The sequence below is a fragment of the Aeromonas crassostreae genome, from assembly GCF_054052445.1.
This window is the reverse complement of the sequence record NZ_JBSTYM010000006.1, coordinates 169,960-185,976: the sequence shown is the minus strand read 5'-3', so window position 1 is coordinate 185,976 and position 16,017 is coordinate 169,960. Positions and strand designations below refer to the sequence as shown.

At 64.5% G+C, this 16,017-nt stretch carries 18 protein-coding genes; 10 read left to right on the top strand and 8 right to left on the bottom strand.

The genetic code is table 11. The features are described 5' to 3' along the window. Positions 1-40: 40 nt before the first annotated feature. Positions 41-181, bottom strand: a complete 141-nt coding sequence (locus ACW5W4_RS07165) for a hypothetical protein (protein WP_162625856.1) — start codon at positions 179-181, stop codon at positions 41-43. Positions 182-374: 193 nt separating this feature from the next. Here ACW5W4_RS07165 and ACW5W4_RS07160 point away from each other — a divergent pair, with 193 nt between their 5' ends. Continuing rightward, positions 375-1,001, top strand: coding sequence for a lysoplasmalogenase (locus ACW5W4_RS07160; protein ID WP_456688908.1), 627 nt, complete (start codon positions 375-377; stop codon positions 999-1,001). Positions 1,002-1,035: 34 nt separating this feature from the next. On the opposite strand, the gene ACW5W4_RS07155 is transcribed toward ACW5W4_RS07160, so the two are convergent. Further along, the gene (locus tag ACW5W4_RS07155; RefSeq protein WP_456688907.1) at positions 1,036-2,592 is read right to left on the bottom strand and encodes a DHA2 family efflux MFS transporter permease subunit; all 1,557 of its coding nucleotides are present in this window, start codon (positions 2,590-2,592) and stop codon (positions 1,036-1,038) included. Further along, the gene (locus ACW5W4_RS07150; RefSeq protein ID WP_456688906.1) at positions 2,592-3,656 is read right to left on the bottom strand and encodes an HlyD family secretion protein; all 1,065 of its coding nucleotides are present in this window, start codon (positions 3,654-3,656) and stop codon (positions 2,592-2,594) included. Before ACW5W4_RS07150 ends, ACW5W4_RS07155 begins: the two co-directional genes overlap by 1 nt. Positions 3,657-3,752: 96 nt before the next feature. Between ACW5W4_RS07150 and ACW5W4_RS07145 the strand changes: the two genes are divergently transcribed. After that, on the top strand, positions 3,753-4,655 hold the full coding sequence (locus ACW5W4_RS07145) for a LysR substrate-binding domain-containing protein (RefSeq protein WP_456688905.1): 903 nt from the start codon (positions 3,753-3,755) through the stop codon (positions 4,653-4,655). 9 nt (positions 4,656-4,664) lie between these two features. After that, entirely contained in the window at positions 4,665-4,979 is a 315-nt protein-coding gene (locus ACW5W4_RS07140; protein WP_427263209.1) for a putative signal transducing protein, read from the top strand. A 64-nt stretch (positions 4,980-5,043) separates the two neighbouring features. Here the strand turns inward: ACW5W4_RS07140 and ACW5W4_RS07135 are convergent, their stop codons facing one another. Continuing rightward, positions 5,044-6,327 (bottom strand): dicarboxylate/amino acid:cation symporter, encoded by a 1,284-nt coding sequence (locus ACW5W4_RS07135; RefSeq protein ID WP_408796326.1) that lies wholly within the window; start codon positions 6,325-6,327, stop codon positions 5,044-5,046. Positions 6,328-6,532: 205 nt separating this feature from the next. Here ACW5W4_RS07135 and ACW5W4_RS07130 point away from each other — a divergent pair, with 205 nt between their 5' ends. Further along, positions 6,533-6,778: a YecH family metal-binding protein gene (locus ACW5W4_RS07130; RefSeq protein ID WP_456688904.1), complete on the top strand. Its 246-nt coding sequence runs from the start codon at positions 6,533-6,535 to the stop codon at positions 6,776-6,778. Positions 6,779-6,861: 83 nt separating this feature from the next. Beyond that, the gene (locus ACW5W4_RS07125; protein ID WP_427263206.1) at positions 6,862-7,455 is read left to right on the top strand and encodes a YhgN family NAAT transporter; all 594 of its coding nucleotides are present in this window, start codon (positions 6,862-6,864) and stop codon (positions 7,453-7,455) included. Positions 7,456-7,628: 173 nt separating this feature from the next. Here the strand turns inward: ACW5W4_RS07125 and ACW5W4_RS07120 are convergent, their stop codons facing one another. Further along, on the bottom strand, positions 7,629-8,591 hold the full coding sequence (locus ACW5W4_RS07120) for a LysR family transcriptional regulator (RefSeq protein WP_427263205.1): 963 nt from the start codon (positions 8,589-8,591) through the stop codon (positions 7,629-7,631). Between the two features lie 297 nt (positions 8,592-8,888). Here ACW5W4_RS07120 and ACW5W4_RS07115 point away from each other — a divergent pair, with 297 nt between their 5' ends. The 3 genes from ACW5W4_RS07115 to ACW5W4_RS07105 all read left to right on the top strand — a co-directional run bounded on the left by ACW5W4_RS07115 (position 8,889) and on the right by ACW5W4_RS07105 (position 12,234). After that, positions 8,889-9,185: a DUF406 family protein gene (locus ACW5W4_RS07115; RefSeq protein ID WP_427263204.1), complete on the top strand. Its 297-nt coding sequence runs from the start codon at positions 8,889-8,891 to the stop codon at positions 9,183-9,185. Between the two features lie 114 nt (positions 9,186-9,299). Next, the gene (locus ACW5W4_RS07110; protein ID WP_456688903.1) at positions 9,300-10,724 is read left to right on the top strand and encodes a transglycosylase SLT domain-containing protein; all 1,425 of its coding nucleotides are present in this window, start codon (positions 9,300-9,302) and stop codon (positions 10,722-10,724) included. A 259-nt stretch (positions 10,725-10,983) separates the two neighbouring features. Then, positions 10,984-12,234 carry a phospholipase D-like domain-containing protein gene (locus ACW5W4_RS07105; protein ID WP_456688902.1) on the top strand — a complete coding sequence of 417 codons (1,251 nt, stop codon included), beginning with the start codon at positions 10,984-10,986 and terminating at the stop codon, positions 12,232-12,234. 470 nt (positions 12,235-12,704) lie between these two features. Here ACW5W4_RS07105 and ACW5W4_RS07100 read toward each other — a convergent pair whose 3' ends face one another. Next, the gene (locus ACW5W4_RS07100; protein WP_456688901.1) at positions 12,705-13,823 is read right to left on the bottom strand and encodes a fatty acid desaturase; all 1,119 of its coding nucleotides are present in this window, start codon (positions 13,821-13,823) and stop codon (positions 12,705-12,707) included. A gap of 149 nt (positions 13,824-13,972) precedes the next feature. On the opposite strand from ACW5W4_RS07100, the gene fabR reads away from it, so the two are divergent. Both fabR and ACW5W4_RS07090 read left to right on the top strand, forming a co-directional pair. After that, the gene (gene fabR, locus ACW5W4_RS07095) at positions 13,973-14,593 is read left to right on the top strand and encodes an HTH-type transcriptional repressor FabR (RefSeq protein ID WP_408791511.1); all 621 of its coding nucleotides are present in this window, start codon (positions 13,973-13,975) and stop codon (positions 14,591-14,593) included. A 32-nt stretch (positions 14,594-14,625) separates the two neighbouring features. Further along, on the top strand, positions 14,626-14,991 hold the full coding sequence (locus ACW5W4_RS07090) for a YijD family membrane protein (RefSeq protein WP_408796313.1): 366 nt from the start codon (positions 14,626-14,628) through the stop codon (positions 14,989-14,991). A 39-nt stretch (positions 14,992-15,030) separates the two neighbouring features. On the opposite strand, the gene ACW5W4_RS07085 is transcribed toward ACW5W4_RS07090, so the two are convergent. Further along, positions 15,031-15,330 carry a DUF1145 domain-containing protein gene (locus tag ACW5W4_RS07085; protein WP_456688900.1) on the bottom strand — a complete coding sequence of 100 codons (300 nt, stop codon included), beginning with the start codon at positions 15,328-15,330 and terminating at the stop codon, positions 15,031-15,033. After that, positions 15,327-15,935 carry a 16S rRNA (guanine(966)-N(2))-methyltransferase RsmD gene (rsmD, locus tag ACW5W4_RS07080; RefSeq protein ID WP_427263200.1) on the bottom strand — a complete coding sequence of 203 codons (609 nt, stop codon included), beginning with the start codon at positions 15,933-15,935 and terminating at the stop codon, positions 15,327-15,329. Before rsmD ends, ACW5W4_RS07085 begins: the two co-directional genes overlap by 4 nt. Positions 15,936-16,017 lie beyond the last annotated feature (82 nt).

Below are 16,017 nucleotides of genomic sequence, written 5' to 3'. Positions count from 1 at the left end.
TCGTCGAATGGGTGTCCCGGCAGGACCCGGGCAGCAGGGCTCAGTCCTGCAACTCCTGGCGCTGTATCGCACTCAGGGTCTGTTGTTCGCTCAGGCTCAGGCCGAGCTGCTCACAGGCTTGCTCGAAGCTGATGCCGAGGTGGCACATCATGATGTCGATGGCGGGCAGGTAGTTTTTCATTGGCTCTTCCATGGGTGTTCCTCCAGAAGCCCCCTTATGCCCCATGGGGGTGGGGATGACAATTAGACTTTAGGCTTATCCTGCTCATTCGCGTCTCGCCCTCTGCCCCTGAGGAGGGGAATTTGCTACCCTAGCGCGGCGCTGGGCCTGAGTATCGCCGGGCCATTGTCTTCACGGGGAAGGGGTATCCGGCATGTGGTTGAGTGTGATGATCATCGCGTCCGCCTGGTGGCATATCAAGGCCGCTTACGGCGCGGATCCCCGCCAGTTTTACCTGAGCAAGCCCCTGACCATGCTGCTGATCGTGGTCCTGGCGTTCGGCTATCACGGCGACGACCACAACGGATCCCATGCCTGGATCCTGCTCGGCCTCTGCCTCTCCCTGCTGGGGGACATCATGCTGATGCTGCCGGTCGACCGATTCCTGCAAGGGCTGGCGGCATTTCTTGTCGCGCACCTCTGCTACATCGTCGGCCTGGCCCAGGGGCCCCTGGTGCTCAATCTGGTGGATGGCCTGCTGCTGATCCTGGTGGCCGGTGTCTACTTCGGGGTGTTGCGCCCGCACCTGGGGTCGATGCGCTGGCCCCTGCTCTGTTACACCCTGATGATGATAGGCCTGGTCTGGGTCGCCGCAGCGGCCTGGCGCGCCTCCCTCACCGCCGGCAGTGCCGCCGCCCTGGTGGGGGCCCTCCTGTTTCTCTGCTCCGATGCCTTGCTGGCCATCAACCGCTTCCGCCGCCCCTTCCCCCATGCCACCGCCTGGGTGATGAGCAGCTACTTCGCGGCGCAGTTTCTGATCGCCGCCTCCCTGGCGAGCTAGATGCGCCTGAAGGGGCCCGCTGGCCCCTTCAGGGTCAATGGGCTTCCAGTGGTGCCGCGTCTGCCGCCTGGGGGGCGGGGGATCGGAGGAACAGCACCAGGGCGCTGGCGACCAGCAAGAAGATCCCCATCACGTAGAACACCTGGTTGTAGGCCATGATGGCGGCATCCCTCTGTATGGTGCCGCTCAGCACGGCGTTGGCCTGCTGTCTGGCGAGGGCGGGGTCACTGCCCTGGGCCAGCATGCTGTGGGTGAGGTTCAGCAGATAGGCCTGCCCCTCTATGCTGCTGGCCGCCAGGGTGCTGGCGATCTGGCTGGCATGGATGCGGGTATCGTTGTCGAGCAGGGTGGCGATGATGGCGATGCCGAAGGCGCCCCCCAGGTTGCGCAGCACGTTGAGCAGGGTGGAGGAGGAGGGGATCTCCTCCTGGGTCAGGCTGGCGGTGGCGATCAGGGAGAGGGGCACCATGACGAAGGGTTGCCCCAGTGCCCGCACTATCAGGGACTGGATCAGCTGGGGGCCGGCGTAGTCGGCGCTCATGTTGACGTTCATGAAGCAGCTCACCCCGAAGATGAGAAAGCCGAAGCTCACCAGGTAGCGGGGATCTATCCTGGTGACCAGTCTGGGCACCAGGGGCAGCACCAGCAGCTGGGGCAGCCCCATCCACATCAGCACCTCCCCTATCTCGAGGGCGTTGTAGTTGTGGATCTGGGTCATGTAGAGGGGCAGCACATAGATGGAGCCCATCAAGGCCATGCCGAGCACCAGGTAGGCGAAGCAGGCCAGGGCGAAGCGCGGGTTGTGCAGCAGCCTCAGGTTGACCAGAGGGTGGCGCTTGAGCAGCTGGCTGATGACGAAGAACACCAGGGCCACCACAGAGATGAGGGTGAGCCGCACGATGAAGCTGGAGCCGAACCAGTCCTCCCTGTTGCCCTCTTCCAGCACCACCTCCAGCAGTCCCAGCCCCACCGCCATGGTGATTATGCCCACCAGGTCCACCTGGCGCATGATGGCCCAGTCCACCGGCTTCCTGTCCAGACCATGGGCCAGCATGGCCATCACCAGTAAACCGGGCGGCACGTTCAGGTAGAAGATGTAGTGCCAGGAGAGCTGCTCCGTCAGCCAGCCGCCGAGCGTCGGTCCTATGGCGGGGGCGAAGGTGGCGCACAGACCGAACAGCGCCATGCCGGTGGCCCGCTTGTGCAGGGGCAGCAGGCTGATGATGAGGGAGAAGGCCATGGGGATGAGGGCGCCGCCGGTGAAGCCCTGCATGGCGCGAAACACTATCATGCTGGTCAGGTTCCAGCTGAACGAGCAGAGCACGGAGGAGACGATGAAGGCCCCCGTGGTCCACAGCAGGTAGCGGCGCACGCTCAGGCCCCGGCTGAGCCAGCCGCTCAGGGGGATGGCGATCATCTCCGCCACCAGGTAGGAGGTGGAGATCCAGGAGCTCTCGCTCAGGGTGGCCGACAGGGCCCCCTGAATGTCCTTCAGGGAGGCATTGGTGATCTGGATGTCGAGGATGGCCATGAAGGCGCCGATGAGCCCCCCCATGACGGCGATCCAGTTGCGACGCGGTATGACTTCCATCAGTTGGCCGCCAGTCTGGGCTCAGGGTCGCCCCCGCCGGTACGGGTGTCCACTATCACCTCGGTGGAGAGACCGGGTCTGAGCTTGCCCGCCAGGGCGCCCGGCGCCGGGATGCGGATCTTGACCGGCACCCGCTGCACTATCTTGGTGAAATTGCCGGTGGCGTTCTCCGGCGGCAACAGGGCGAACTTGGCGCCGGTGGCCGGGGCCAGGCTGTCGATCACCCCCTCGATCGGCTGGTCCGGGTAGGCATCGAGCACCAGCTCCACCCGCTGGCCCGGCATCATATGGGCCAGCTGGGTCTCCTTGAAGTTGGCCTCGACCCAGACCCCGTCCAGGGGCACCAGGCTGGCCACCTGCATGCCGGACTGGACATAGAGCCCTTCCCGCAGGCTGCGCCTGCCGATGACGCCGTCGGCCGGCGCCCGCAGCTCGGTGTACCCGAGATTGAGCCTGGCCTGGGCCAGCTGGGCCTGGCTCAGGTCGATCTGGGCCTGCTTCTGCTGACGCTCCGAGATGATCACGGCCAGGTGATCCCGGGCCGATTGCAGGCCGGCCTCGGCATCCTGCTGCTTGGCCTGGCTGACCTGCAGATTGGCCTTCACCTCGTCCAGGCTGTCCTGGGAGCTGTAGTGGGCGGTGTTGAGTCTGCCAATTCGGCTGACCTGCTGCCGGGCGCGCATCACGTCGGCGCTCGCCTCTTTCACCTTGGCTTCGGCCTGGCGGATCAGGCTCAGCTGCTGAACCCGGGTCGCCTCCAGGTTGGCGGCCTCGGCCCGGCTCAGGGCCAGGTTGGCCTGGGCCTCGGCCAGCCGGGTGCGGTACTCCCGATCGTCGATGCGGGCGATCAGCTGACCCGCCTTGACGGTCTGGTTGTCGGTCACCAGCACCTCGCCGATGTAGCCGGGCAGCTTGGTGGCGATGCCGGTCACTTCGCTCTGCAGGTAGGCGTTGTCGGTGCGCTCGAAGTGGCGGCCATAACCATACCAGTAGGCGGCGAACAGCAGGGCCAGCACCAGCAAGATCAGGGCGGCCAGCAGGGGGATCTTCTTTTGTTGACTCATGATGTGGATTCCTGAACTGAAGGTGAACAGGCTAACATCGGGTCACTGTTTCGATTAGTATCGTTTCATGAGAAATACAGTTTCACTGGTGCAACAATGGACTTGAACGCGGCACTCATCCTGGTGCGGATCGTCGACAAGGGATCCTTCACCGCAGCCGCCCGGGAGCTGGGCATGACCAAGGCGACCGTCAGTCGCCGCATCGCCGAGCTGGAGCAGCGGCTAGGGGTGCGGCTGCTCTATCGCTCCACCCGGCAGCTGACCCTGACCGAGGAGGGGGAGGCCTACTATCTGCGTTGCAGCAAGGCGGTCAACGAGCTGGCCGAGGCCGAGCTGATGCTCAGCGCCAGCCAGCAGGAGGTGACCGGCCTGCTCAAGCTGGCGGTGCCCATCGAGACGGGGCAGCTGGTGGTCGCCCGCATGATAGCGCGCTTCCTGCAAGCCTATCCCGCCCTCAGGGTGGAGCTGGACTTGACCAACCGGGTGGTGGATCCCATCAGCGAGGGGCTGGATGCCGTGGTGCGGGTCGGCGACATGCTGGACTCCAACCTGGCGGCCCGCCGCCTGTGGAGCACGGAGCGGATCCTCTGCGCCAGCCCCGATTACCTGGCCGGCCAGGACCCCATCGAGGGGCCCATGGATCTGGCGAACCATGAGCGGATCCTGGTCAGCAGCGGCTTTCTCGCCCACCAATGGCGCTTCGAGCGCGGCGCGGAGGAGGTGCTGGTGGATCCGCCCTCGCGCTTTGTGGTCAACAATATCACCTGTGCCAGAGAGGCGGCCAAGGTGGGGCTGGGACTGGCCTCCCTGCCCGCCATGCTCTGTCACGACGAGTTGGCGGCGGGAACCCTGGTCAGCCTGTTGCCCGAGTGGCGTCAGCCCAGGGTGTCTCTCTACCTGCTGTTTCCGGAGCGGCGACTGATGCCGCGCAAGCTGCGTGCCTTTATCGATTTCATGGTGCAGCATGGGGAAGAGTTCGGCATCGACAAGTTGCTATGAAGGAGCAAGATGGATAACTGGTTCAATCTGTATCGCGCCTCCCACACCCTGGAGGCGCACGCTCTCAAGGGGGCGCTGGAGGTGGAAGGGATCCCGGTCCGGCTGAGCGGCGAGGGATTGGGGGGCGCCATCGGCGAGCTGCCGATCGACCTGTTGCAGGTGACCCTGATGGTGCGTGAGCAGGATCGCAACCGGGCCGGGCGGGTGATCGAGCGTTACCAGCAGCGTCAGGGCAACGGCTGGCTCTGCGGCCAGTGCGGCGAGGAGAACGAGGCCAACTTCGAGATCTGCTGGCGTTGCCACCATGACCCCCACGACGAGTGAACGCCCTCGCCGGAGGCGTGGCCATCAGGCCTGGCTGCCGTGAGCACCGCGGGCGCGAGCGGGATCAGCGGGCGCTGAAGTCTATCTCCTCTCCCGCCCTGGGATCCTGATAGATGGCCAGATCCAGCTCGCCCTCGCGCCGGCCGATCAGCACCGAGACCAGCAGATCTCCGGAGACGTTGACCGTGGTGCGGGCCATGTCGAGGATGCGGTCTATGCCGGCGATGAGGGCCACCCCCTCCAGGGGCAGTCCCACCGCCGTCAGGGTCAGGGTCAGCAGCATCAGGCCTGTGCCCGGGGTGCCGGCGGTTCCTATGCTGGCCAGGGTGACGATGCTGATAATGGTTAGATAGTCGAACAGGTGCAGCTCCACCCCGAAGGCCTGGGCCACGAACAGGGCCGTGACCCCCTGATAGAGGGCGGTGCCGTCCATGTTGATGGTGGCGCCGATGGGCAGCACCTTGGCGGCGATGGGGGGGGACACCCCCAGTCGGTGTTCGGCACAGCTCTGGCTGACGGGCAGGGTGACCTCGCTCGAGCTGCTGGTGAAGGCCACCGCCTGGGCATCCAGAATGCTCTTGAAGTAGTGCAGGGGGTTGAGGCGAGCCAGCAGCAGCAACAGGCCGCTGTAGACGCCGAGCAAATGCAGCAGGCAGCCGAGGTAGACGGCGCCGATCACCTTGAGCAGGGGCAGCATGATGGCGGCGCCATAGCGGCCCGTCATCCAGGCCATCAGGGCGCAGACCCCGTAAGGGGCGAGGGACATCACCATCTGGGTCAGGGTGAACATGCCGTCGGCCAGGGAGGTAAAGGCGCGGATGGCCGGTCGGCCACGGCGACCGCTGGCATTGAGTGCCAGGGCCAGGGCCACCGCGAACACGATCACCTGGAGTATCTTGCCATCGACGATGGCCTGAATGGGGTTGCGTGGCACCAGCTGGGCCAGTGCCGTGGCCAGGGTCAGCTCCTGGAGCGTCTCGGGTCTCTGGTAGGGGCCCATGTCGGCGCCGACCCCGGGCTCGAGCAGCCAGCCCATCATCAGGCCGATGCAGATGGCCAGGGCGGTGGAGCAGAGGTAGTAGCCGATGGCCCTGAGGCCGATCCTGTCCAGGACCCTGCCCCGCAGCAGGCCGGTCAGCCCGGCGATGATGGAGCAGAAGATGAGGGGCACCATCAGCATCTGTATGGTGTTGACGAACAGGGTGCCGACGGGTTTGAGCAGCAGTGCCTGCTCACTCCACCCCATGCCGAGGCCGATGCCGAGCAGCATGCCGATCAGGGTCTTGAGCCAGAGGGGGCGACGGGTCCAGATCCGCCAGGGCTTGCAGGCCCGTCCATGGAGCAGCATGACGCCAATGTCCTTATCTTCAGTCGTGGTGGCGAAAAGGGCGCCAGTGTAGCGATCCCCTCGTCCGGTTGCCACATTATCGACAAAGTCGGCGGCGGGGCCAGCCTGGCGGATCATTAATTGGGCTTTTCTTGGCGTACATCAAGGAGTGGCGGCACGAGCCCGGCTGTAATGGGCATCCGATATATTCATTCAGAGGTGAGAGATGTCCGACTCGATTCATGGTCATGAGGTGATGGAGATGATGCTGGCCAGGGGAGGTCAGTTCAGCGAGGAGAGCCTCAAGTCGGCGATGGCGGCGCGTTTTGGCGCCCAGGCCCGCTACCACACCTGCAGTGCCAGCGGTCTGGATGCCGACGGGCTGATCGCCCTGCTGCGCGCCCGGGGCAAGTTCGTCGAGGATGAGCAGGGGTTCCAGACCCGGGCCGACAGGATCTGCCACCACGGCTGAGACAGCCCTCGTCGAGGGGAGAGGCCGCGGGCTCTCCCCTTTGCTATATTCCCTCCTCTTTTTCCTCACGTCCCGGAAGTGCCATGGATACCTTCTCCGCCGCCGTCATGCTGTTTCTCATCATGGATCCCCTCGGCAATCTGCCGGTGTTTCTGTCGATCCTGCGCCACATAGACCCCAAGCGCCGGCGCAAGGTGATGATGCGCGAGCTCTTGTTCTCCCTGGCCATCATGATGGGCTTCCTGTTTGCCGGTCAGCAGATCCTGAGCTTCCTCAACCTGCGTCAGGAGGCGGTGAGCATCGCCGGCGGCATCATCCTCTTCCTCATCGCCATCAAGATGATCTTCCCCGGGCCCGGCGGCGTGACCGGCCTGGCCGCGGGGGAGGAGCCCTTCCTGGTGCCCATGGCCATCCCCATGATCGCGGGTCCCTCCATCCTGGCCTCCCTGCTGCTGCTGGCCAACCAGGCGCCGGCACGCATGACGGACTGGTCGCTGGCGCTCTTGATGGCCTGGGGGGCGAGCGCCGTCATCCTGATGTTCTACGAGGTGTTCAACAAGCTGCTGGGTGAGCGAGGACTCACGGCGGTGGAGCGGCTGATGGGGATGCTGCTGGTGATGATCTCGGTGCAGATGCTGCTCGATGGGGTGCATCACTACCTGCAGGTGACGGGCTGAGCCCCATGCCGACCAGAGATGACGACAAGGAGCCCGGCCCAGTGCCGGGCTCCTGCTTGTCGGGCCTGTCCCGATTCAGGCGGCCGCTTCCGGCTTGTCGAGCTCGTCGAGGGTCATGAGGATGAGCGGCGTCTCCCGCTATCCAGCGACGGTCAGGCTGCCGTGTTCGATCTTTATGCCGCTTCCGGCTTGTCGAGTTTGTCGAGGATCAGGGTGAGCAGGGTCTCCCGCAGCCAGCGATGGCCGGGGTCGGCCTCGTGACTCTGATGCCAGATCAGGAGGTGGGAGATGCTGTCCAGGGCGATGGGCAGCGCCAGCTGCACCAGGGGGTAGACCTGGGTGGCATGGCGGGCATAGAGCCGTGACAGGGTCACTATCATGTCCGAGTGCATGCTCATGCGCAGGGCCGCCTCGAACGAGGGCACGGTCGCCTCGATACGCCGTTGCAGATCCTGCTCCGCCAGCTTGTGATCCAGCATCCAGCGATCCCGCCCCTCGCAATAGGTCTGCACGTGGGGATAGGCGAGGTAGCGGGCCAGATCCCAGCTGGGCTCGGTCAGGGCGCTGTGGCCCTGGCGCACCAGGCAGGTGAGGTTGTCGATGGCGAGCAGTCGCTGGCAGATGGTGCCCGGCAGCGTGTCCTGGCGAAAGTCCGAGGTGAGGCAGTTCTCCCGCACCGTGATGGCGATATCCACCTGGCCCTGACCCATCTCGGCCAGGCTGTGCTCGGTCCACTCCTCGTAGCGCAGCCGTATCCTGGGGGCGCGGCGCTTGAGCTCATTGAGGTAGAGGGGGGCGAACAGGGTGAAGGCGCTGTCCATGCTGGCGATGACGAACTCCCGCTCCGAACTCTCCGGGTTGAAGGCCGGGGGCTGCAGCAGGGTGTCGAGGCTGAGCAGGACGGGCTGCAGCTGTTGCTGCAGTGCCAGGGCGCGGGGAGTGGGGTCCAGGCCATAGGCGGAACGAATGAAGAGGGGGTCGTCGAAGGTCTCCCGCAGCCGCCCCAGGGCCTTGCTGACCGCGGACTGGCTCAGGTGCAGGCGGCGGGCGGCCCGGCTGCCGTTGCGCTCCTCCAGCAGCACTTGCAATATGATGAGCAGGTTGAGATCGGTGCGGGCCAGCTGTTCCAGAAACATGGGTTATGAATCTCCTTCAATTCTAAGATGAATTTATACCATTTGTTTTCATATCTCCAGGCTCCTATCCTGACTGCCGTCTCTGGCCTTGTGCCGGCTGTCACAGGAGGTGACGGTCGAGGGACGAGTAGCACCAACTTGCAACGGCGACCCTGGGTCGCCGTATTTTTTGATGGTACCCATGCCCTAATTGCGCCACTCTTGATTTCGCCCAAGTCGAGGCATCGTCTCCTTTGTTACAACTGTCATCCGCTGGCCTAGGGCCATGAATCATCCATGTGAAGTAGGAGTGTCATCATGTCGGTAGAAGATAAAGTGCAAGAGACCTGCGACAGCTGCGGCTGTTTCGCCGAGATAGGCACCATCATTGGCGAAGGCGATGATGTGCTGGATCTGGTGATAGCGGCGCCGACCGAGGCGGCGGCCCTCGCCAAGCTGGCCGGCTACGAGACCCTCGCCCGCCAGGTGTGCGCCGAGGTCGAGCTGAGTCACAGCCTGGCTCAGGGGGCGGACGGGGTCGAGCTCAAGGCGAGGCTGCAGTTCACCTGCACCGCCGAGAAGCTGATCTTCGAGATGCGCTCCCGCTCGCTCTGAGACGCCCTGACCCAGGCCCTCCCGGGGGCCGAGTCGACCAGCCTGCCGTCGGTCACGTTCTATAGTTAGTCATCACGGACGGCCGGTGCGAGCCGGTGACAAGAAGGCGGATCGATGCGGTTATGGTATTGGGCCCTGCTGGCCCTGTGGGTATCTCCTCTCCTGGGTGCGGATCTCAAGCCGCACCTGCTTCCCCAACCCGGCGATCTCGACAGCATATTGCAGCGCAAGGAGCTGAGGGCCCTGGTGGTCTATGAGCGCGGCTTCTTCTTCTTCGACAAGGGGTCGGAGCGCGGCGTGCTGGTCAATCAGCTGCGGGGGTTCGAGGGTTGGCTCAATCAGACCTATCTGGCCAGGGATCCCATCAAGCTCAAGGTGGTCTATGTGCCGGTGCGCCAGGACAAGCTGCTCGACTATCTGGCCGAGGGGCGCGGCGATCTGGTGGCGGCCAACCTGACCGTGACCCAGACCAGGGGCGAGCAGGTGAGCTTCACCCAACCGGTGATCACCCCCATCGAGGAGTGGGTGGTGAGTCAGAGCAGCCTGCCAGGCTTCAATCGCATCACGCAACTCTCCGGCCGCCGCATCTGGGTGCGGGAGAGCTCCAGCTACCGCGAGAGTCTGGGCCAGCTCAACCGCCTGCTGCGGGAGCTCGGCCTGCCCCCCGTCTACATCGAAACCGTGCCCGAATACCTGCAGGATGGCGATCTGCTGGAGATGGTGTCCGCCGGCCTGATCCCGCTGACGGTGACCGACAGCGTCAAGGGACGGATCTGGCTCGATCTGCTGCCCGGCCTCAAGGCGCACAAGCTGGTGCCCCTGCGGGACAATGGCAAGAGTGCCTGGGCCCTGCCGAAATACAGCACAGGCTTGCTCGGCGCGGCCAACCGCTACCTGGCCCAGACCGACAGCCGCCGCCTCTACAGCGACCTCATGCTGCGCCGCCTGCTGAGCCAGGTCGATCCCATGAGCAACCTGCTCGCCACCGAGCGGCTGGCCCGCCTGACCCGCATTCGCACCGTGCTGGAGCAGTATGCCCGCCAATATCAGCTGGACTGGCTGATGCTGGCGGCCCTGGCCTACAAGGAGTCCGGGCTGGATCCGGCGGCCCGCTCCCCGGGCGGAGCGATTGGCCTGATGCAGCTCAGGCCGGTGGCCGGTGCCGAGGTGGGGATACGGGGCGCCAGGCTGGCGTCCCTGGAGGGCAATGTGGAGGCGGCCTGCCGCTATCTGCGCTTCCTGCTCGACACCTACTTCCAGGATCCGAAGATCGACGTGCTCAACCGTCACCTGCTGGCGCTGGCGGCCTACAACGCCGGGCCCAACCGGTTGCAGAGCCTGAGGGAGAAGGCCGCAGGTCAGGGGCTGGATCCCGACATCTGGTTCGGCAACGTGGAGCAGCTGGTGGCCAAGGAGGTGGGCCAGGGGCCGATCAACTATGTGGGTACCATCTACAAGTACTATGTGGCCTACCGCTTCAGCCTGCCCCAGATAGAGGGCAAGGCCGCCGCCATCGAGGCCACCACGGCCAGGCGTTGAGCCGCCGCTGGCGTCACTGCGCCCCGGGTTGATCCCGATGCAGCAGGAACCAGGGGGGCAGCGACCACTGCGGCTGATGGCGGGGCGGGCAGTATGGGGGGTGTGACGTCCGCTGACTGAGGTCCATAAGAAGCTCCTTGTTGCAGGTCGTGCTGCCACTATATGGACGAGCCCTGTGACATGGCGATGACGGTGGGGGAGAGACAGGCAGGCAGGGGCGCTTTATGCTCTGCCTGACCAAGCAGGAAGAGGAGGCGCGGTGAAGGAGGGGGAGTTTGCATTGATCGCCGATCCGGCTCAGGCCCTGATGCAGCGGCTCGCCCTGATCCGCGGCGCGCGCAGCCGGATCCAGGCCCAGTATTACAGCTGGGCCGAGGATGGCAGCGGCAAGCTGCTGCTGGCCGAGCTGCTGAGGGCCGCCCGCCGCGGCGTGCGCGTGCAGCTGCTCATCGATGATCTCTATGCCGGCGACAACCGCTTCCTGGAGATGCTGGCATTCGAACCCGGGATAGAGGTGCGGCTGTTCAATCCCTTCTGGCTGCGGGGCTGGCGCCCCCTGGCGCTGGTGCTGGAGGCCTGCCTCAGTTTTCGGCGCCTCAACCACAGGATGCACAACAAGCTGCTGCTGGTCGATGGCAGCCGGGGGGTCCTGGGGGGGCGCAACATAGGGGATGCCTACTTCGGCCTGGGGGGCGGATCCCAGTACCTCGATCTGGATCTGGGCTGTCGCGGCCCCCTCTGCCTGCAGCTGGAGCAGGGATTCGTCCAGTTCTGGGGCAGCCGCTGGAGCCAGCCCATCCGCCATCTGCTGCGCCGCCGCATCGGGACCGCGGAGGCGACCGTGGTCAACGAGTTCCTGCTCACCCTCTGCGACCCCGCAACGGCCGCCATCTATGACCTGCCCCCCTCGCTGTTTGAGCCCGCCCCTGAACCTGTGTGGCACCCTGGGCGCGCCGAGGTGCTGTTCGACCGGCCCGGCAAGGGACTGGTCTCCCGGCCGGGCACCGCCCGCTATCTGTGGCGCCGACTCGCCGAGTCCCGGGGCGGATTGCAGCTGGTGAGCCCCTACCTGATCCTGACCCGGGGCCTGCGCCGCGAGCTGCAGCGACTGCGGGCCCAGGGGATCGCCATCGGCCTGCTCACCAACTCCCTGGCCAGCACGGATGTGCCCCTGGTTCACGGCGCCTATCACCGTTTCAAGCCCTGGTTGCTGCGCCAGGGGATCGCCCTGGCCGAGCAGCCCGCCAGCAGCGGGTTCAGCCTGCACGCCAAGCTGATCCTGCTGGGGGAGCGGGAGGCCCTGCTCGGTAGTTTCAACCTGGACCCGCGCTCCCTGCACCTCAATACCGAGCTGATGCTGCGCCTGCACTGTCCGCCCCTCTGCGCCGAGTTGCACGATTGGCTGGCGCACTGGCGGCGTGCGGCCGATCAGCCAGATCCCGTCTCCCCCTGGTGGCGGCGTCTGGTTGCCCGTCTGAGCCACTGGTTGCCGCTGCGCCCCTGGCTGTAGCGCTTTCACCCCACCCTTGTGCGAGATCTCGCAAAACCTTGTAAGCCATTGGGGGCGCGCGGCGGCAAAACTGCCATTGAGTAAAAACCAACCATATGTTTTTAAAAAGAAAATTGCGATGTGACACCAGGATTTCAGGCGCGTTGCATGATTATGGCCCAGGTTAAACGTTTTTCTCGCGATGAACTGGGTAAGATTTCAGTTGCAAGGACAACCAATCCGGCTTGCCGGGTTGGGGAAGAGGAAGCGTCGGCCCACCCAGTGCGAACGCATGGCGGCTCGTCTCTTTGGGAGCGGAAACCCGAAGAGGGGAGGCAGGTCGATGAGTCTGATTCCAAATGGAACATGCTATTTGCGAGGGGGTGACATCCAGATGTCGCCCCATTTTTTTATGTCCGCCGCCGGACCTGCCCTGGCGGCTCAAAGAGAGAAGGCCTCGCGATGAGGCCTTCTGGTGCTGGGGTCATGGGTCAGCTCAGGTTGGCGAGCAGGCGATGCCAGTTGCGGCGACTGACCCGAAAACCGCCCTTGAGGCTGCGGTACTCGAGCTGCAGCTTGAGGGCGTCGTAGCGGGCCAGCGCCTTGCGCTTGCGCTGCTCCAGCAGGAGCTTGCGACTGGCGTAGTAGTGCTGCAACTGCTGGCTCAGCTTGTCGTACTCCTCCTGCAGCAGCGCCTGCCACATCTCCATGTCTTCGCGTTTTTGCAGCTTGGCATGGGCCCGCTTGAGCTGCATCTGCAGCCGCGCCTGCTCGATGCGCTCCTCGGGGCAGGTGCGCAGATCCTTGGTCAATCCCAGCCAGGCGGCGCCGCGGATCAGCCACTTGGTCGGATCGAACTGCCACCAGTGAATGCCGTTGCGATAGTCGTTCTCGAACAGATGGTGGTAGTTGTGATAGCCCTCGCCGAAGGTGAAGAAGGCCAGGATGCCGTTGTCCCGGGCGCTGTTGCGATCCGTGAACGGCTGGCTGCCCCAGATATGGGCCAGGGAGTTGATGAAGAAGGTGGTGTGGTGGGTCATCACCATGCGCAGCACCCCCGCCAGCAGCAACATGCCGAGCAGATCGCCGTGCACCAGCCCCAGCAGCAGCGGGATGCCGATGTTGGTGGCCAGGGTCAGCGCCAGGTAGTGCCTGTGCTGGAAGGCGATGATGGGATTGTTCTGCAGATCCCGCACGTTGCTGTAGTCGTGGTATGTGTCGCGCTGGTATTCCCGCAGCATCCAACCGATGTGGGAGTACCAGAAACCACGGCTGGCGGAGTAGGGATCCTGCTGATCGTGGTCCACATGGCGGTGATGGCGGCGATGATCCGAGGACCAGTGCAGCGCCGAGTTCTGCAGGGCGAGGGCGCCGCCGATGGCGAACAGCCACTGCAGCGCCGGATGCGCCTTGTAAGCCTTGTGGGACCAGAGCCTGTGGTAGCCGGCGGTGATGGAGATGCCGCAATAGCAGAACAGCAGGAGGAAGCTGGCCCATTGCCAGGCATCGAAGCCGTGGGTCAGACCGTACCAGGGCACGGCGATCAGTGCCGTCAGCCCGGAGAGGGCAAACAGCAGGGTGTTGGTGATGATGATAGGTGGGCGTTCCATCCTGAAGGTGTCCTTTTCAGCTAACAGCTGTTAGCTATTCTCCCCGGAGCCCGGCGGCGGGTCAATGGTAAAAAAGTCGCAGACAAACCTGATCCGCGACCGCCTTCGGGTTATCATTTGGCCTCGTCAAGTGGAAGGTGATTGTTTTCGTGGGTATTCGCGCACAACAGAAAGAAAAGACCCGGCGCACTCTGATCGAGGCGGCATTTAGCCAACTGTGCGCCAATCGCAGCTTTTCCAACCTGAGCCTGCGGGAAGTGGCGCGGGAGGCCGGCATCGCGCCCACCTCCTTCTATCGCCACTTTCGCGACATGGAAGAGCTGGGGCTGACCCTGGTGGATGAGGGGGGCCTGACCCTGCGCCAGCTGATGCGTCAGGCGCGCCAGCGCATCGCCGGTGGCGGCGGCGTCATCAGCACCTCCGTCATGACCTTCATGGAGTTCGTCGAGAACAATCCCAATATCTTCCGGCTGCTGCTGCGGGAGCGCTCCGGCACCTCGGCCGCCTTTCGTCAGGCGGTGGCCCGGGAGATCCAGCACTTCATCGCCGAGCTGACCGACTATCTGGAGGCCACCTCGGGGGCGCCGAGGGAGGAAGCCTATATCCAGGCCGAGGCCATGGTGACCATCGTCTTCAGCGCCGGTGCCGATGCCCTCGACCTGAGCCGCGAGGAGTGCAAGGCCCTGGCCGAGCGTACCGTGCGCCAGTTGCGGATGATTGCCATCGGAGCCGAGGTCCAGAACCAGCGCCGTCGCGATGGCCTGATCTGAGTCATATTCCCGGAATCAACAGGAGTTTCCCCATGCATGACGTCAACACCATCCCCAAGCAGCCGCTCTTGCTGGCCCTGCTGGTGGGCATCTGTGGCGATGCCAGCCTCTCCGTGCTGTTCGCCGACCCCGTCCCCTTCTCCTTCTTTCCCATCATCGCCTTCCTGCTGGCGGCCCATCAGCTCTATCGCTGCTATCTGAACGAACCCATGGAGGACAACACCCCGGTCTGCGTCCTGCTCTGCTTCCTGATCGGGGTGTTCGGTCACTCGGCGCTGGAAAAGGTGCAGCATCCGGAACTGGGCAGCAACTTCTTCTCGCTGATCATGATGTTGCTGCTGCTGGCCGCGCTCTCCATCAAGCTGGGCATCAGCGTCGGCAAAAAAGAGAAGGCCTGACGAGCAGGCCTTGCAGACAGAAGGGGGGCAAGCCTGCGCTTATGAGTGCGGCTTGCCCCCCGCCGCTATGATGGCCTTGAGGCGGGCGCGGATCTCTCCCATGGCAAAGACCCCGAACACCAGCACCAGTACCAGCTCGGCCCGGGTCACGGCGAAGTAGGGCTTGCACGCGGAGCGGATCATCCTGGCCTGGAGCCAGTGCATCAGGGCGACGACGCCGCCGCAGATGGGCAGGATCTGGTTGAGCTGGCCGGGCAGGGGGGCCAGCAGGCTGATGATGACCCCGCACCAGAAGCTGAGGGTGAGTCCCATGGCCAATAGCGTCAGCAGGCGTTTCATGCTTGGTTCTCCTCTCGCAGATAGAGTTGATAACAGACCTGGCCGGCCTGCTTGTCCTTGAGGCACTGCCAGTTGCCGGGCAGCGGCAGATCCTGCATCTCCTTCTCCCGCTCCAGATAGATGAGGGCGTCCGGCGCCAGCCAGCCGCGCTGTTCCAGCAGATCGCACACCTGGGGCAGCAGCTCGCGGCGAAACGGCGGATCGAGAAACACCAGGTCGAACGGGGTGGCCGGCCCCTGCAGCCAGTTGATGGCATCGGACTGGATCACAGCACCCTGGCCGCTGCCCAGCGCCGCCAGATTCTTCTTGAGCTGCTCGGCGGCGCCCCTGTCCATCTCCACCAGGGTCACCTGCTCGGCATAGCGGGACAGCGCCTCCAGCCCCAGACCGCCGCTGCCGGCGAACAGGTCGAGGCAGCGGCTGCCGCGCACATGGGGGGCCAGCCAGTTGAAGATGGTCTCCTTGACTCGGTCCGTGGTGGGCCTGAGTCCTTCCACATCCTGCACCGGCAGTTTGCGACCGCGCCATTGGCCGCTGATGATACGGACAAAGCCGGATTTACCCTGGGTTCCCGGGCGTTTGCTGCTGGATTTCACTCTGGGCATCGCGTTTCGTCGTCAGAAAATAAAGTGATAGTATAAGGCGGTTCATTTTATGCCGACCCGCCGAGGGACGGCTATCTTAGCA

Bases quoted from the DNA above. Each gene is read 5' to 3' on its own strand.
- ACW5W4_RS07165 (WP_162625856.1), bottom strand. From the start codon at position 181: ATGAAAAACTACCTGCCCGCCATCGACATCATGATGTGCCACCTCGGC.
- ACW5W4_RS07160 (WP_456688908.1), top strand. From the start codon at position 375: ATGTGGTTGAGTGTGATGATCATCGCGTCCGCCTGGTGGCATATCAAG.
- ACW5W4_RS07155 (WP_456688907.1), bottom strand. From the start codon at position 2,592: ATGGAAGTCATACCGCGTCGCAACTGGATCGCCGTCATGGGGGGGCTC.
- ACW5W4_RS07150 (WP_456688906.1), bottom strand. From the start codon at position 3,656: ATGAGTCAACAAAAGAAGATCCCCCTGCTGGCCGCCCTGATCTTGCTG.
- ACW5W4_RS07145 (WP_456688905.1), top strand. From the start codon at position 3,753: ATGGACTTGAACGCGGCACTCATCCTGGTGCGGATCGTCGACAAGGGA.
- ACW5W4_RS07140 (WP_427263209.1), top strand. From the start codon at position 4,665: ATGGATAACTGGTTCAATCTGTATCGCGCCTCCCACACCCTGGAGGCG.
- ACW5W4_RS07135 (WP_408796326.1), bottom strand. From the start codon at position 6,327: ATGCTGCTCCATGGACGGGCCTGCAAGCCCTGGCGGATCTGGACCCGT.
- ACW5W4_RS07130 (WP_456688904.1), top strand. From the start codon at position 6,533: ATGTCCGACTCGATTCATGGTCATGAGGTGATGGAGATGATGCTGGCC.
- ACW5W4_RS07125 (WP_427263206.1), top strand. From the start codon at position 6,862: ATGGATACCTTCTCCGCCGCCGTCATGCTGTTTCTCATCATGGATCCC.
- ACW5W4_RS07120 (WP_427263205.1), bottom strand. From the start codon at position 8,591: ATGTTTCTGGAACAGCTGGCCCGCACCGATCTCAACCTGCTCATCATA.
- ACW5W4_RS07115 (WP_427263204.1), top strand. From the start codon at position 8,889: ATGTCGGTAGAAGATAAAGTGCAAGAGACCTGCGACAGCTGCGGCTGT.
- ACW5W4_RS07110 (WP_456688903.1), top strand. From the start codon at position 9,300: ATGCGGTTATGGTATTGGGCCCTGCTGGCCCTGTGGGTATCTCCTCTC.
- ACW5W4_RS07100 (WP_456688901.1), bottom strand. From the start codon at position 13,823: ATGGAACGCCCACCTATCATCATCACCAACACCCTGCTGTTTGCCCTC.
- ACW5W4_RS07090 (WP_408796313.1), top strand. From the start codon at position 14,626: ATGCATGACGTCAACACCATCCCCAAGCAGCCGCTCTTGCTGGCCCTG.
- ACW5W4_RS07085 (WP_456688900.1), bottom strand. From the start codon at position 15,330: ATGAAACGCCTGCTGACGCTATTGGCCATGGGACTCACCCTCAGCTTC.
- rsmD (WP_427263200.1), bottom strand. From the start codon at position 15,935: ATGCCCAGAGTGAAATCCAGCAGCAAACGCCCGGGAACCCAGGGTAAA.